This window comes from Pseudomonas sp. P179 (assembly GCF_000478485.2).
GTDB classification, from domain to species: Bacteria; Pseudomonadota; Gammaproteobacteria; order Pseudomonadales; family Pseudomonadaceae; genus Pseudomonas; species Pseudomonas aeruginosa.
In genome coordinates, this window is sequence record NZ_KI517354.1 from 2363843 (window position 1) to 2379267 (window position 15425).

Here is a 15425-nt window from a genome sequence, read left to right on the forward strand (position 1 = left end):
TCAACGACCGCCCAGGCTGCCGCCGCCGTCGACACCGATCACCTGGCCGGTGACGAACGAAGCGCCCTCGCTGAGCAGGAACTCGATCAGCGCGGCCACTTCGTCCGGCCGCCCGAGCCGCTGCATGGGGATGGTCGAGAGAATCCGCCGTTCCTCCTCGCCGCCGACCGGGCGGGTCTGGCGGAACAGCTCGGTCTCGATCGGCCCGGGCGCCACCGCGTTGACCGTGATGCCCAGCGGCGCCAGCTCCAGCGCCCAGGTGCGAGTCACCCCGACCAGCGCGCTCTTCGCCGCGGCGTAGGCGGTGCGTTCGCGGGCGCCGTGGATCGCCCGGCTGCACAGGTTGACGATGCGGCCCGCCGGCGAACGCTTGAGCCCCGGCAGGCAGGCCTGGGCAAGCTGCACGGCGACCCGCACGTTGAGGTCGAAGACCTGTTGCAGAGCGGCCAGGTCGAGGTTCTCCAGGCTTTGCGGCAAGGCGATCCCGGCGTTGTTGACCAAGGCATCCACGGCGCTTTCCGAGAGCAATCCGCGCAGCGTCTCGGCGGTTTGCGCAGGATCGGCCAGGTCGCAGCACAGCAGACGTCCAGGAAAGTCGTCGCTCGCATGGCGGGCGATGCCCACTACACTCCAGCCGGAGGCCGCCAAGCGCCTGGCCAGGGCCAGGCCGATGCCACGGGTGGCGCCGGTGACCAGCGCGGTACGATGATTCGTCATGACGATTCCCCTGTGTGAAATGGTCCCCCCGACGCCGCACCTTACGCCTCGCCGGCGGCCGGCGACAGCCCGCGGACTTTCTCCGACGCCGCGCTTCGGCGGCAACCCCAGACACTGGCCAGGACCTGCGAGGCCGTTGCCGCGCCCCGCCAGGGAAGCCGCGAGCGCCGGCCAGGATGTACACTGCATCCCCTGTATCGACCCGGCCGCCTCGCGGCCCCCGTCGCAGCAAGCAGAGAACAAGAGGAACGATGATGAGCGTCGCTAACGGTCTCCCCGTCTCCATTCGCCAGGCGGTGACAGCATGATCGAGGTCACCGAGGTTTCCATCGCCGAGCTGCGTGACGCGCTCGAGTCCGGTCGTACCACGGCGGTCGAACTGGTCCAGGCCTACCTGGCGCGGATCGACGCCTACGATGCACCCGGCACGCCCACCGCGCTGAACGCGGTGGTGGTGCGCAATCCCGATGCGCTGGCCGAAGCGCAGGCCTCCGACGCCCGCCGGGCGCGTGGCGAGCCCCTCGGTCCGCTGGACGGCATTCCCTACACTGCCAAGGACAGCTACCTGGTCAAGGGCCTCACCGCGGCTTCCGGCAGCCCGGCGTTCAAGGACCTGGTGGCCCAGCGCGATGCCTTCACCGTCGAGCGCCTGCGCGCCGCCGGGGCGATCTGCCTGGGCAAGACCAACATGCCGCCCATGGCCAACGGCGGCATGCAGCGCGGCGTCTACGGCCGCGCGGAGAGCCCGTACAATGCCGCCTACCTCACCGCGCCCTTCGCCTCGGGGTCCTCCAATGGCGCCGGCACCGCCACCGCGGCCAGCTTCGCCGCCTTCGGCCTGGCCGAGGAAACCTGGTCGAGCGGGCGCGGCCCGGCGTCGAACAACGGCCTGTGCGCCTACACCCCTTCGCGCGGGGTGATCTCGGTGCGCGGCAACTGGCCGCTGACGCCGACCATGGACGTGGTGGTGCCCTATGCGCGGAGCATGGCCGACCTGCTGGAAATCCTCGACGTAGTGGTCGCCGACGATCCCGATACTCGCGGCGACCTCTGGCGCATGCAGCCCTGGGTGCCGATCCCCAAGGCCTCCGAGGTACGCCCGGCGAGCTACCCGGCCCTGGCCGCAGGCGCCGAGGCCCTGGCCGGCAAGCGCTTCGGCGTGCCGCGCATGTTCATCAACGCCGACCCCGATGCGGGCACCAGCGAGTCCCCCGGGATCGGCGGCCCGACCGGCCAGCGCATCCATACCCGGCCCTCGGTCATCGCCCTCTGGGAACAGGCGCGCAAGGCCCTGGAAGCCGCCGGCGCCGAAGTGATCGAGGTGGACTTCCCGCTGGTGTCGAACTGCGAAGGCGACCGACCCGGCGCGCCCACCGTGTTCAACCGCGGCCTGGTGTCGAAGGAATTCCTCCACGACGAGCTGTGGGAACTCTCGGCCTGGGGCTTCGACGACTTCCTGCGCGCCAATGGCGATCCGAAGCTGAACCGCCTGGCGGATGTCGACGGCCCGCAGATCTTCCCCCACGACCCCGGCACCCTGCCCAACCGCGAGGGCGACCTGGCCGCCGGCATGGACGAATACGTGCGGATGGCCGAGCGCGGCATCAAGCCCTGGGACCGGATCGCGACCCTCCCCGATGGCCTGCGCGGCCTCGAGGAAACCCGGCGGATCGACCTCGAGGAGTGGATGCGACGCCTGCGCCTGGACGCCGTGCTCTTCCCCACCGTCGCCGACGTCGGCCCGGCGGACGCCGACGTCAACCCGGCCTCGGCCGACATCGCCTGGAGCAACGGTGTCTGGGTCGCCAACGGCAACCTCGCCATCCGCCACCTCGGCGTGCCGACGGTCACCGTACCGATGGGGGTGATGGCCGACATCGGCATGCCGGTGGGCCTGACCTTCGCCGGCCGCGCCTACGACGACTCGGCGCTGCTGCGCTTCGCCGCGGCCTTCGAGTCGACCGGCTCGCGGCGTATCGTGCCGCCGCGTACTCCACCGCTGGCAAGCAAGTGAAAGGCGCGGGCGGAAGGCTTCGCGTCTTGCGCCCACGCTCTTCCGTTCAAGGGAGTTATCGATGCAGCGACTCTTCGTCTACGGCAGCCTCGGCCCCGGCCGTCCCAACGAACACCTGATGCAGAAGATCGGCGGGCAATGGCAGGCGGCCAGCCTCCGCAGTCACCTGCTGGAAGAGGGCTGGGGCGCCGGGATGGGCTTTCCGGGCCTGGCGATCGACGCCGACGGCGAGGAAATCCACGGCCATGTGTTCGTCTCCGACCGCCTCGCCGAGCACTGGCCCGCGCTGGATGAATTCGAAGGCACCGAATACCGGCGCGTGGCGACCCGGGTAACGCTGGCCGACGGCGCCCAGGTCGATGCCTACGTCTACGCCCTGCGCGACTGAGCGCTTGCCGGCGGCCTAGGGATTCGCACGCAAACCGCGCAGGGTCTTCGCGAGGACCCCGACCGCCGCCTCCAGCTCGTCCGTGGTGTAGGCGGCGAAGCCCATCAGGAAACCCGCTCGCGGTGGCGCGGCGAGATGCAGGGTGCTGAGCCCGACCAGCTCGACACCGGCGCGGTATGCCGCCGCGATGGCGCGCGTTTCGTCGATTCCCGCGCAAAGCAGCCCGGGCATCTGTAGCCCGCCGGCCGGCACGCGCGGCTCGACCAGGCCGCCCAGACGCTTGCCCACCCGCTCCGCGAGGAATCCCAGGCGCTCGCCGTAGAGATTGCGCATGCCGCGCACATAGGCGCCGAAATGGCCGCCGGCGATGAAGCGCGCCAGGGTCAGTTGCGCCAGCGAGGCGTTGTGCCCGTCCTGCAGGGAGCGGGCGACGGTCATCGGCGCCACCAGCGCCGGCGGCAGGACCATGTAGCCGATGCGCAGGCCGGGAAACAGCGACTTGGTGAACGTGCCGATGTAGAGCGTCCGCTCGTGGGCGTCCAGGCCTTGCACGCAGGCGGTGGGCCGGCCGGCGTAGTGGAACTCGCTGTCGTAGTCGTCCTCGATGATCCATGCCTGCTGCCGCTGCGCCCATTCGATCAGCGCCAGGCGGCGCTCCAGCGACAGGGTCACGCCGGTCGGGTAATGGTGCGACGGGGTCAGGCACAGCGCCCGCGCCGCCTGCGGCTGGGCGAGGATCGGCTCGGGCCGCAGGCCCTGTTCGTCGACCGGGACCGGCAGGCACTCCAGGCCTGCGGCCTCGAAGGCCTTGCGCGCGCCGTAGTAGGCCGGGTCCTCGACGAATATCCGCTCGCCGGCGTCGAGCAGCACGCTGGCGCAAAGACCCAGCGCCTGTTGCGAACTGGTCAGCACCAGTACCCGGTCGGCCGTGGCCCGTGCGCCACGCTCCAGGTTGACGTAGTCGGCGATCGCCTGGCGCAGCGGTTCGGCACCCTGCGGGTCGCCATGGGTCAGGGCGCGCGCGCCGTATTCCTTGAGGACCTGGCGCTGCAGGCGCTCCCAGGTCGACAGGGGAAAGGTGCGGGTCTCCGGCACGCCGGGAGCGAAGGGGCGCGGGACGAGCTGCTCGCGAACCCCGCCGCCAGCCTGCATCGCCTCGCCACGCCGGCTCAGTCGCGGCGCGCCGCCGCCCCGTCGTGGAGCGCCCGCGCCGCGCCGGCCGGGGGACAGCCGGGTAGCCGCGGCGACCACGCTGCCGCTGCCGACCCGACGCTCGATGAAGCCCTCGGCATGCAGGTGCGAATAGGCCGCTTCGACGGTGTCGCGGGATACCCCCAACGACTGCGCCAGCGCCCGCGAGGCCGGCAACGGATTGCCCGGTGCCAGCGCACCGTCGAGGATCAGTTGGCGGATCGCGCGCTGGATTCGCGCATGCAGCGGCAGGGCCTGGAGCTGTGGATGGAGGAGGCGCGCCTTGACCGACTCGAGCAGTGACTGCCTGAACAAATGGTCTGCCCTCGATTATCTAATTGGTGGGGTATGGCAAGCCATTAGGCGGCTATAAAAACAGCCGGGTCAAGACCCTCGGTCCCGGCCTCCGCCGGATCGCCCCATCAAGCCAAAGAAGGAAGCACTGGATGCAATCCCTGCACACACTGGTATCGGTACGCCCCGTGGCACACGAGGACTTCGAGCAGTGGCTCGAATACTGGAAGGCCTACCAGGCGTTCTATGAAGTCGAACTCTCGGCACAGGCCACCGAGGCCACCTGGCGGCGCTTCTTCGACGAGGGCGAACCGATGCACTGCGCCGTGGCCACCGACGGTAGCCGCCTGCATGGCATCGTCAACTTCCTCTACCACCGCTCGACCTGGGCGGCACAGGACGTCTGCTACCTGGAAGACCTCTATGTCTCGCCCGACGTGCGCGGCCAGCAGATCGGCAAGCAGTTGATCGAGTACGTCCGCCGGCAGGCCGAGGAACGTCGCTGCGCGCGGCTCTACTGGCATACCCAGGAAAGCAACCACAGGGCGCAGCGCCTGTACGACTGGGTGGCGGACAAGCCGGGGGTGATCGAATACCGCATCGAGCTCTGAACCGGCCGCGCGACCGGAGCCTCGGCGCGGCGGACCCTCGACGCGGTTCTCAGTCCCAGGCCGGCGCCAGGCCCTGCGGACTGACCTCGCGGCCGTTACGCTCGAGGCCGGCGATGCGCGCCATGTCCTCGGCGTCCAGGCGCAGGTCGCGCGCCAGCAGGTTGCTGGCGAGGTTCTCGCGGCGGGTCGAGGACGGAATCACCGCGTAGCCCAGTTGCATCGCCCAGGCCAGCGCCACCTGGGCGACCGTGGCCCGGTGCCTGGCGGCTATCCCGGCCAGCGTCGGGTCCTTCAGCACCTTGCCGTAGGCCAGGGTCATGTACGAGGTGACCGCGATGCCCTGCTCCTCGAGGTAGGCGGTCAGCGCGCGGTTCTGCAAGTAAGGGCTGAGTTCGATCTGGTTGGTGGATATCTCGCCCGCACCGACCGCGGCGATGGCCTGGCGGGTCAGTTCGATGTTGAAGTTGGAGACGCCGATCCGCCGGGTCAGGCCCAGGGACTTGGCTTCCGCCAGCGCCGCCATGTACTCCGCCAGCTCGACGCCGTTGCCGGGTGCCGGCCAATGGATCAGGACCAGGTCCAACCGGTCGGTGCGCAGTTTCTCCAGACTCTCGCGCAGGCTGGCGAGCAGCTTTTCGCGGGCGTAGTTGTCGACCCAGACCTTGGTGGTGAGGAACAGCTCGGAACGCGGTACGCCGCTCTCGGCGATCGCGCGGCCGATATCCGCCTCGTTGCCGTAGATCTGCGCGGTATCGATGGCGCGATAGCCCAGTTCGAGGGCGCTGCGCACCGAGTCGACGACGACCTGGCCAGTAAGGCGGAAGGTGCCGAGACCGAAGGACGGGAGGGGGTGGATGGTGGACGACATGGCTGCGCTCCGTGGGCGGGATGGCTCGAATGAAGCGCAGTGTGGCGGCTTACTTCTCTTCGATTAAGACCCGAATCGAGCAAATTCATTTGCGCTGGAGTCACGAATCCAGACGGCCTTCACGGGAGGTATCCAGCGGAAATCCTCGTCAGCCGCTGGCAGGACGCAGTTCATCGGATTCCTGCGAATACTACTGATAACGATAATCTCTATCATTTACTCCATTTTTACATTTACATACACTTGCCCCGCCGCGAATTCCTACGCCGGTTTCCCACATAAACAAGAAACGCAGCCGGTCGCGCCAACGGCCTGCCTGCGCCGCCATCCAGGACACTGCAGATGAAACACGTCGTTTCCAGTGCGTTATTGCTCGGTCTCTCCTCGCTTTCCCTGGCCGCCCAGGCCGCTCCCATCGCCCTTGACCTTCCCGCCCAGCCCCTGGCCGCATCCCTCGAGCAATTGCAGGGCGCCAGCGGCCTGCGCATCCGTTTCGACCGCGCGGCCGTGGCCGACCGGCGCGCACCGGCCCTACGCGGCAAGCTGGAGCCAAGCGAGGCACTGCAGCGTCTGCTCGCAGGTTCCGGACTGAGCGGGGAGGTTCGGGGCGGCGACGCCTGGGTCGAGGCCGCGGCGACAGGTGCCGGCATCGCCCCCGGCGACAGCGTCGACCTCGGCGCGCTCAGCGTGGTCGCCACCCAGGACCCGGCCACCACCGCCATCACCGAAGACAGCGGCTCCTACACCACGCGGGCGATGCGCACCTCGACCAAGCTGGCGATGTCGATCCGCGAGACCCCTCAGTCGGTCAGCGTGGTCACCCGCCAGCGCATGGACGACCAGGGCATGCGCGACCTCAACGACGCGGTGAAGGGCGTCACCGGCCTCACCGTGCAACAGTACGGGCCGGCCCGGGTGAAGTACGCGGCGCGCGGCTTCGACGTCGACAACATCATGTACGACGGCCTGCCGACGAGCATTTCCACCTATACCCAGGACGTCATTTCCGCCGCCGACCTGGCCATGTTCGACCGCGTCGAAGTGGTGCGCGGCGCCACCGGACTGATGCAGGGCGCAGGCAACCCGGCGGCGGCGATCAACATGGTGCGCAAGCGTCCGACCCAGGACTTCCGCGCCTCCCTGCAAGGCAGCGTCGGCACCTGGGACCGCTATCGCAGCGAGGCCGACGTTTCCGGCCCGCTGAACAGCGAAGGAACCCTGCGCGGCCGCGCGGTGGTCGCCTACCAGAAAGGCAACAGCTTCCAGGACCACGTCAGCAGCGAACGCGGCGTGTTCTACGGGATCGCCGAAGCCGACCTGAGCCCGGACACCACCTTCGCCATCGGCGCCTCGAACCAGAACGACAACCGCAACGACAACTGGGTAGGCCTGCCCAGCCCGCTGGGCGGCCGCCACCTGGACCTCAAGCGCTCGTCCTATTACGGCGCCGACTGGTCCTACTGGGATACCGACACCACCCACCTGTTCAGCGACCTGACCCACCGCTTCGCCAACGGTTGGCAGATGAAGCTGGCCGCCGACAAGCTGTGGGCGCGAATCAACATGCTCGGGCTGTACAACGACTGCTACTACTCGACCACCGGCTGCGCCAGCATGACCCAGAACCCCGGCGACTACAGCTACACCGACGACCACGACAGCTATGACGCCTATGCCAACGGTCCCTTCCAGTTGCTCGGCCGCGAGCACGAGCTGGTGGTCGGCGCCAGCTATCGCCAGGAACGCTTCGACGGCCACGGCGGCTGGGGCAGCCTGTTCAACAAGGACGGCACCCCCACCGGGCCGATGGACCCGACCCAGTGGGACCCGAGCTCGACTCTCAAGCCGAGGCTGAACACCAGCCTGTGGGGCATGAAGCTCGACCAGGAACAGAAAGGCGCCTACCTCACCACCCGGTTGAACCTCGCCGACCCGCTGAAAGTGATCCTCGGCGGGCGCCTGGACTGGTACAAGGCCGACGCCGATACCGACAGCTACAAGGTCACCCGCAACGTCACCCGCTATGCCGGGGTGATCTACGACCTGAACCAGACCTACTCGGTCTACGCCAGCTATACCGACATCTTCAAGCCGCAGAGCAACTTCGACGCCGGCGGCGGCCTGCTCGACCCGATCACCGGCAAGAACTACGAGATCGGCCTGAAGGGCGAACACTTCGGCGGCGCGCTCAATTCGCAGATCGCGCTGTTCCAGATCGACCAGGAAAACCGCGCCACCGAGGACGTCGGCGGCCCCTCGCCATGCCCCTTCAGCCCCACCTCGCGCTATTGCTCGCGCGCTTCGGGCAAGGTCCGCAGCCAGGGCGTCGACCTGGAGCTGAGCGGTGCGCTGAGCGACGACTGGCAGATGATGGCCGGCTATACCTACGTCGACGCCAAGTACAAGCACGACAGCAACAAGGCCAACGAGGGCAAGCCATTCGACGCGGCCAAGCCACGCCACCTGTTCAAGCTCGCCACCAGCTATACGCTACCCGGCGAACTGCACAAATGGCGCGTCGGCGGCGACCTGGCCACCCAGAGCAAGACCGAGGACAGCAGCACCGGTTTCCAGCAGGGCGGCTACACCGTGGTCAACGCCATGCTCGGCTACAAGGTCAACGAACGGATCGACACGCGGCTGAACTTCAACAACCTGTTCGACAAGTACTATTACAGCGGCATCGACTTCGGCAACCTCAACTACGGCGAGCCGCGCAACCTGATGTTCACGGTGAAGTACTCGCTCTGATCCCGGACCGCCGGCGTGCCTCCGCAGGCGCGGCGGCGGTGTCCGAACGGCCCTTCGAGGCGCCTCAGCAGGGCCGATAGCGGCGCTCGAACTCGCTCGCCAACTGCTCCAGCGTGACGCTCCCCAGGCGCTCCAGGAGCAACGCCTGCGCCGCCTCGAACGCCTCGCCGAGCGCTTCGTTGACCGCCTGCTCGACCAGGCATTCCGGATGATCGGTAGACAGGCCGATGGCGAAGATCGAGGACGCTCCCAGCGCCTGGTGGATATCCAGCAAGGTGATGTCCGCCAACGGCTTGGCCAGCCGCCAACCGCCGCGATGGCCCTTCTCCGAACTCACGTAGCCTTCGTTCTTCAGCAGCGCCATGGTCCGTCGCACCACCACCGGGTTGGTGCCGAGCATCTGCCCGATGGCTTCGGACGTCGCCGGCCCTTCGTGGCGGGCCATATGGATCAGCACATGGAGCATGCGCGAGAGGCGGGTGTCGTTTCTCATGAACGGCGGGCTCGTGACGGAAAGACCATGAGTATGTCTCGCTACAGAAAAAGTTACGAGAGCGTTGACAAACGCCGATCATGAAACTTACGTTGTTGCGTGACTATCCGAATGGGAGATACGCCATGACTTTCGACGTGATCATCGTGGGCGGCAGCTACGCCGGCATCTCCGCGGGCATGCAACTGGCGCGGGCGCGGCGCAGGGTGCTGGTGATGGACACGGGCCTGCGGCGCAACCGCTTCGCCCGGGCCTCCCACGGCTTTCTCGGCCAGGATGGCCGCGATCCGGCGGCCATCGTCGATGACGCCCGCGCGCAGTTGCTGGCCTATCCCAGCGTCGAGTGGCTGTCCGAAGCCGCCGTCGCGGCGAAGAAGGAGGCGGACGGTTTCGTGGTGAAGGCCGCCAACGGAGAACGCTTCACCGCGCGCCGGCTGATCCTCGCCAGCGGGGTCGCCGACGAGCTGCCGGAGATCCCCGGTCTTGCCGAGCGCTGGGGACGGCACGTGTTCCATTGCCCGTATTGCCACGGCTACGAACTGGACGGCGGGCCGATTGGCGTACTGGCGGCCTCACCGCTGGCCATCCACCACGCCCTGATGTTGCCCGACTGGGGAGCGACCACCTTTTTCCTCAACGGCGTCTTCGAACCGGATGCCGAGCAAATGTCCAGGCTGGACCGGCGCGGCGTGACGATCGAGCGCGAAGCCGTGGTCGCGCTGGGCGGCGCGCGCGCCGACGTGACCCTGGCCAGTGGCCGCACGATGACGCTCGCGGGGTTGTTCACCCAGCCGCGTACGCGCATGGCCAGCCCGCTGGCGGCGTTGCTCGGCTGCGAGTTCGAGGACGGCCCGAGCGGGCCGTTCATCAGGACCGACGGCATGCGCGAAACCAGCGTTCCCGGCGTCTTCGCCTGCGGCGACGCGGCGCTGGCGGCCGGCAACGTCGCCATCGCGGTGGGCGACGGCGCGCGCACCGGTGGCGCGGCGCATCATTCGCTGCTGTTCCGCTGACGCCGGAGGCTGACAGGCCAAGGATCCGGCCCACCGCCCGGCAAATCTTTCGAACTCCCCGGCGCTCCAGCTTTCCACTCTCCTGCATGTCACGCCACGGCGCCCGCCACGGGCGCCCCAGCAGAGGAGAAAACCATGAGCGCGAAGCTGCAAGGCAAGAACGTCCTGGTCATCACCGCCAACACCGGCATCGAGCGCGACGAGCTGCTCGAACCGCTGAAGACCCTGAAGCAACAGGGCGCCACGGTCACCCACGCGACCATCGAGGGCGGCGAAGCGCAGACCTGGGTGCACGACAGCGAGAAGGACCTGATCGTCAATTCCGACGCCAGGCTGCAAGGCCTGCGCGCCGAGGACTACGACTTGCTGCTGGTCCCCGGCGGCACGGTGAATGCCGACACCCTACGCCAGGACAGCGAGGCCCGGCGCCTGGTCAGGGAATTCAGCGACGCAGGCAAGACGGTCGCCGCCATCTGCCACGGCCCCTGGCTGCTGATCGACGCGGGTGTCGCCCGCGGCAAGACCCTGACCTCCTATTCCAGCGTGCGTATCGACCTGACCAACGCCGGCGCGGACTGGGTCGACACGCGGGTGAAAGTCTGCCCGGCGAACGGCTGGACCCTGATCACCTCGCGCAACCCGGGTGACTTGCAGGCGTTCAACGAAGCCATCGGCGAAGCCCTGCAGGCGGCCGCCTGATCGTCATTCGCGGAGGCGACCGGTGGACACCCTGAAGATCGCCACCTTCAACGTCAACGGCATCCAGACCCGGCTGGCCGCGCTGCTGGCCTGGCTGGAGCGGGAAGCGCCGGACATCGTCTGCCTGCAGGAACTGAAAACGCCCGACGCGCGCTTCCCCGCCGCGGCGCTGGAGAAGGCCGGATACGGCGCGATCTGGCAGGGCCAGTCGGCGTGGAACGGCGTCGCCATCCTCGCCCGCGACAGCCAGCCGCTGGAGGTACGCCGCGGCCTGCCGGGCAACGCCAGCGATCCCCACAGCCGCTACCTCGAAGCGGCCATCGACGGCCTGCTGGTGGCCAGCCTGTACCTGCCCAATGGCAATCCCCAGCCGGGACCGAAGTTCGACTACAAGCTGGCCTGGTTCGAGCACCTCATCCGACACGCCGCCGAGCTGATGGAGAGCGGCCATCCGGTGGTGCTGGCCGGCGACTTCAACGTGGTGCCCAGCGACTTCGATATCTACGACACCCGCTCCTGGAAAAAGGACGCCCTGCTCCAGCCGGAGTCCCGCGAGTGCTTCGAGCGCCTCCTGCGGCAGGGCTGGGTGGACGCGCTACGCCAGCGTTTCCCCGACCGGCGCCTCTATACCTTCTGGGACTACTTCCGCCAGCACTGGCAACGCGACGCCGGGCTGCGCATCGACCACCTGCTGCTCAGCGCCAGCCTGGCGGACCACCTGGAAGACGCCGGGGTGGATCGCTGGGTGCGCGGCGAGGAGCACGCCAGCGACCACGCGCCGGCCTGGGTAAGCCTGCGGCGTCCCTCAGAGCCCCGGCGCTAGCCGAGCTGGCCCCGGCACTGCGCATCGGCTCTCACCGCCCCTCCGGCAACCTCGCCACCACCTTGATCTCGAAGCTGAAGCCATACAGCCAGTTCACCCCCACCGCCGTCAGCGTGGGGTACGGCGCCTCGCCCCAGTACTCCGGGACGATCTTCCAGATGCGCTCGAAGTTGGCCTCGGCGTCGACCATGAACACGGTGACGTCGAGCACATCGTCGAACCCGCAACCGGCCGCGGCGAGCACCGCATTCAGATTGTCGAAGGCGCGGCGGACCTGGGTCTCCAGCTCGGGTTCGGGAGAGCCGTCGTCGCGGCTGCCGACCTGGCCGGAGACGAACAGCAGGCCGTCGCTGCGGACCGCCGGGGAATAGCGGTTGCGCTCGTAGAGGGCCTGGCGGCCGGCGGGGAAAACCACGTCGCGTACAGTCATGCGATACCTCCATCCTGGGGCTCCGGCCCCGTCATCGTCGATGGAAGAACGGTAAGGTCGTGCGCGCCGTGGATAAACGCGCAACCCTGGCCATGACTGTTTGTAGAATCCAAACAATCCCCGACGACCCGGAGTCCCGATGGACCGTTTCGATGCGATGCAGGCCTTTGCCCGTGTGGTGGATACCGGCAGCTTCACCAAGGCGGCGGAGACGCTGCACATGAGCCGCACCAGCGTCACCCAGTTGGTCCAGCAACTGGAAGCGCGGCTGCGGGTACGCCTGCTCAACCGCACCACGCGCAAGCTCAACCTGACCGCCGACGGCGCCGCCTACTACGAGCGGGTGGTACGTCTGCTGGCGGAACTGGACGATGCCGAGACCAGCCTCTCCAGCGCCGCCCTGGCGCCCCGCGGGCGTCTCCGGATCGACGTACCGAGCCCGCTGGCGCGGCTGCTGCTGATCCCGGCGTTGCCCGAGTTCCATGCGCGCTATCCGGAGATCCAGATCGACCTGGGCGTGAGCGATCGGCTCGTCGACCTGATCGACGAGAACGTCGATTGCGTCATCCGCGGCGGCGAACTGCGCGACCAGTCGCTGATGGCGCGGCGGGTCGGCGACCTGCAACTGGGGGTCTACGCGGCACCGGCCTACTTGCAGCGCGCCGGCGTGCCGAGCCACCCGCGCGAACTGGAGGACAGCCACCAGCGTATCGTCGGCTTCCTCTGGGCGCGCACCGGCAAGGCCCTGCCCTACGCCATGCGCAGGGGCGAGGAATGCCTGCGGGTGGCGGGCCGTCATGTGCTGGCGGTGGACGACGGCAACGCCTACCTGGCGGCCGGGCTGGCCGGCCTGGGCATCCTCTGGCTGCCGCACTACATGGCGCGCGAGCCCCTCGCCCGCGGCGAGCTGCTGCCGCTGTTCGAGGACTGGAGCCTGGAGCCGATGCCGCTGTACCTGGCGTTCCCGCCGAACCGCCACGTCAGCGGCAAGCTGCGGGTGTTCATCGAGTGGGTCGCCGAACTGATCGCGCGGCATGCGCCGCCGTTGCATCCGCCGCTCTGAAACAAGGGCGGCGGCGTATCCTGGAAAACCCTGGAGTAATGGTAAGCGGCCAGGGCTCTATATATGCCCCGCGATTATAGAGATGACTTATACGACCATAAGCCGGATATCCTGGAATTCAACCAAGCCAACATCGGAACGGTTTCCGAGCGGTGAATGGAAGATTCACCCAGCCTTATATTCGGCAGTGGTCAAACCGGATAACTTGAAAATCAGGATTTCGTTAACCCGATCACATCGACAGCTGCACCAGTAAAGCACTCATGCACTACATCCTGCACCTCTCTGAAGCAAACCGAAGGCTCTGCAGAGCCACTCCAGACCAAACTTTAGTTGGTAGAGAGAGCAATCCAACATCAATGGCAAGTGAAGGAAATAGCTATCTATTCTGCTATCCACAAACGCTTCTTCATATTTAATAGCTAGCAGAAACGAATATAAAAAATATTTGAACGACTCCGTCACACCTGCATATCTTTCGCCACGCGAACGATTGAGGAAGTTGCCCTCCCAAAAAACTGAAGGAGTCGATTCATGCATAAGAGAACGTACCTGAATGCATGCCTGGTTCTGGCGTTGGCTGCCGGCGCGAGCCAGGCCTTGGCGGCGCCCGGTGCGAGCGAGATGGCTGGCGACGTCGCCGTGCTCCAGGCCTCCCCGGCGAGCACCGGTCACGCCCGCTTCGCCAACCCCAACGCGGCGATCTCGGCGGCCGGCATCCACTTCGCCGCGCCCCCCGCCCGCCGCGTGGCCCGCGCCGCGCCGCTGGCGCCGAAACCGGGTACGCCGCTGCAAGTGGGCGTGGGCCTGAAAACGGCGACTCCGGAAATCGACCTGACAACCCTCGAATGGATCGACACTCCGGACGGGCGCCACACCGCGCGCTTCCCGATCAGCGCTGCGGGTGCCGCCAGCCTGCGCGCCGCGATTCGCCTGGAAACCCGCAGCGGCTCGCTGCCCGACGACGTGCTGCTGCACTTCGCCGGCGCCGGCAAGGAAATATTCGAGGCCAGCGGCAAGGACCTCTCGGTCAACCGTCCCTACTGGAGCCCGGTCATCGAGGGCGATACCCTGACCGTCGAACTGGTGCTGCCGGCCAACCTGCAACCGGGCGACCTGCGCCTGTCGGTACCCCAGGTATCGTATTTCGCCGACTCCCTGTACAAGGCCGGCTACCGCGACGGCTTCGGCGCCAGCGGCAGCTGCGAGGTGGATGCGGTCTGCGCGACCCAGAGCGGCACACGGGCCTACGACAACGCCACCGCAGCGGTGGCGAAGATGGTCTTCACCAGCTCGGCGGACGGCGGCAGCTACATCTGCACCGGCACCCTGCTGAACAACGGCAACTCGCCCAAGCGCCAGTTGTTCTGGTCGGCCGCGCACTGCATCGAGGACCAGGCCACCGCCGCGACGCTGCAGACCATCTGGTTCTACAACACCACCCAGTGCTACGGCGACGCCTCGACCATCAACCAGAGCGTCACCGTGCTGACCGGCGGGGCGAATATCCTGCACCGCGACGCAAAGCGCGACACCCTGCTGCTGGAACTCAAGCGCACTCCGCCGGCCGGCGTGTTCTACCAGGGCTGGAGCGCCACGCCGATCGCCAACGGCTCGCTCGGCCATGACATCCACCATCCGCGCGGCGACGCCAAGAAGTACTCGCAGGGCAACGTATCGGCAGTGGGCGTCACCTACGACGGGCATACCGCCCTGACCCGCGTCGACTGGCCGTCGGCGGTGGTCGAAGGCGGCTCGTCCGGCTCGGGCCTGCTGACCGTCGCCGGCGACGGCTCCTACCAGCTGCGCGGTGGCCTGTACGGCGGCCCCTCGTACTGCGGCGCGCCCACCTCACAGCGCAATGACTACTTCTCCGATTTCAGCGGCGTCTATTCGCAGATCTCCCGCTACTTCGCGCCCTGAGGCCAGCCAGGCTATCGATCGCGCACCGGCGGATAACCGCGCAGCGGTTATTCGCCCTACGCCCGGATTGGCGCCTGGAAGTGCGGCTTCTTTCGTCGTCCGGGACAGGTAGGGCGCATAACGCCAACGGCGTTATCCGCCGTTTAT

General features: G+C 67.7%; 14 protein-coding genes. 9 read left to right on the forward strand and 5 right to left on the reverse strand.

Translation table 11 applies throughout. The features are described 5' to 3' along the window. A complete protein-coding gene (locus HMPREF1224_RS23490; protein ID WP_003101310.1) occupies nucleotides 1-717 on the reverse strand; it encodes an SDR family oxidoreductase in 717 nt (238 codons plus the stop codon). A gap of 304 nt (nucleotides 718-1021) precedes the next feature. Between HMPREF1224_RS23490 and HMPREF1224_RS23495 the strand changes: the two genes are divergently transcribed. Together HMPREF1224_RS23495 and HMPREF1224_RS23500 are read left to right on the forward strand one after the other, a co-directional pair. Further along, on the forward strand, nucleotides 1022-2731 hold the full coding sequence (locus HMPREF1224_RS23495) for an amidase (RefSeq protein ID WP_003101313.1): 1710 nt from the start codon (nucleotides 1022-1024) through the stop codon (nucleotides 2729-2731). A 61-nt stretch (nucleotides 2732-2792) separates the two neighbouring features. Then, entirely contained in the window at nucleotides 2793-3119 is a 327-nt protein-coding gene (locus HMPREF1224_RS23500; RefSeq protein WP_010793448.1) for a gamma-glutamylcyclotransferase family protein, read from the forward strand. A 15-nt stretch (nucleotides 3120-3134) separates the two neighbouring features. Here HMPREF1224_RS23500 and HMPREF1224_RS23505 read toward each other — a convergent pair whose 3' ends face one another. Next, nucleotides 3135-4625 carry a MocR-like pyridoxine biosynthesis transcription factor PdxR gene (locus HMPREF1224_RS23505; protein WP_010793449.1) on the reverse strand — a complete coding sequence of 497 codons (1491 nt, stop codon included), beginning with the start codon at nucleotides 4623-4625 and terminating at the stop codon, nucleotides 3135-3137. 131 nt (nucleotides 4626-4756) lie between these two features. On the opposite strand from HMPREF1224_RS23505, the gene HMPREF1224_RS23510 reads away from it, so the two are divergent. Further along, a complete protein-coding gene (locus HMPREF1224_RS23510) occupies nucleotides 4757-5215 on the forward strand; it encodes a GNAT family N-acetyltransferase (protein WP_003159290.1) in 459 nt (152 codons plus the stop codon). 49 nt (nucleotides 5216-5264) lie between these two features. Here the strand turns inward: HMPREF1224_RS23510 and dkgB are convergent, their stop codons facing one another. After that, complete coding sequence (gene dkgB, locus HMPREF1224_RS23515) at nucleotides 5265-6083, reverse strand: 2,5-didehydrogluconate reductase DkgB (RefSeq protein WP_003118179.1); 819 nt, start codon at nucleotides 6081-6083, stop codon at nucleotides 5265-5267. 342 nt (nucleotides 6084-6425) lie between these two features. Here dkgB and HMPREF1224_RS23520 point away from each other — a divergent pair, with 342 nt between their 5' ends. Next, nucleotides 6426-8834 carry a TonB-dependent siderophore receptor gene (locus HMPREF1224_RS23520; protein ID WP_010793450.1) on the forward strand — a complete coding sequence of 803 codons (2409 nt, stop codon included), beginning with the start codon at nucleotides 6426-6428 and terminating at the stop codon, nucleotides 8832-8834. Between the two features lie 64 nt (nucleotides 8835-8898). Here the strand turns inward: HMPREF1224_RS23520 and HMPREF1224_RS23525 are convergent, their stop codons facing one another. Further along, nucleotides 8899-9327 carry an Rrf2 family transcriptional regulator gene (locus HMPREF1224_RS23525; protein ID WP_003115857.1) on the reverse strand — a complete coding sequence of 143 codons (429 nt, stop codon included), beginning with the start codon at nucleotides 9325-9327 and terminating at the stop codon, nucleotides 8899-8901. Nucleotides 9328-9407: 80 nt separating this feature from the next. On the opposite strand from HMPREF1224_RS23525, the gene HMPREF1224_RS23530 reads away from it, so the two are divergent. From HMPREF1224_RS23530 to xth, 3 genes are all read left to right on the forward strand, one after another. Continuing rightward, complete coding sequence (locus tag HMPREF1224_RS23530) at nucleotides 9408-10340, forward strand: NAD(P)/FAD-dependent oxidoreductase (RefSeq protein ID WP_019395972.1); 933 nt, start codon at nucleotides 9408-9410, stop codon at nucleotides 10338-10340. A gap of 135 nt (nucleotides 10341-10475) precedes the next feature. Further along, nucleotides 10476-11039, forward strand: a complete 564-nt coding sequence (locus tag HMPREF1224_RS23535) for a type 1 glutamine amidotransferase (protein ID WP_003118177.1) — start codon at nucleotides 10476-10478, stop codon at nucleotides 11037-11039. Nucleotides 11040-11061: 22 nt separating this feature from the next. After that, nucleotides 11062-11862 (forward strand): exodeoxyribonuclease III, encoded by an 801-nt coding sequence (gene xth, locus HMPREF1224_RS23540; RefSeq protein ID WP_010793452.1) that lies wholly within the window; start codon nucleotides 11062-11064, stop codon nucleotides 11860-11862. Nucleotides 11863-11893: 31 nt separating this feature from the next. On the opposite strand, the gene HMPREF1224_RS23545 is transcribed toward xth, so the two are convergent. After that, complete coding sequence (locus tag HMPREF1224_RS23545; protein ID WP_003101334.1) at nucleotides 11894-12292, reverse strand: RidA family protein; 399 nt, start codon at nucleotides 12290-12292, stop codon at nucleotides 11894-11896. 139 nt (nucleotides 12293-12431) lie between these two features. Here HMPREF1224_RS23545 and HMPREF1224_RS23550 point away from each other — a divergent pair, with 139 nt between their 5' ends. After that, nucleotides 12432-13355, forward strand: coding sequence for a LysR family transcriptional regulator (locus HMPREF1224_RS23550; protein WP_003101343.1), 924 nt, complete (start codon nucleotides 12432-12434; stop codon nucleotides 13353-13355). Between the two features lie 534 nt (nucleotides 13356-13889). Continuing rightward, nucleotides 13890-15278, forward strand: a complete 1389-nt coding sequence (piv, locus tag HMPREF1224_RS23555) for a protease IV (protein ID WP_003101348.1) — start codon at nucleotides 13890-13892, stop codon at nucleotides 15276-15278. Nucleotides 15279-15425 lie beyond the last annotated feature (147 nt).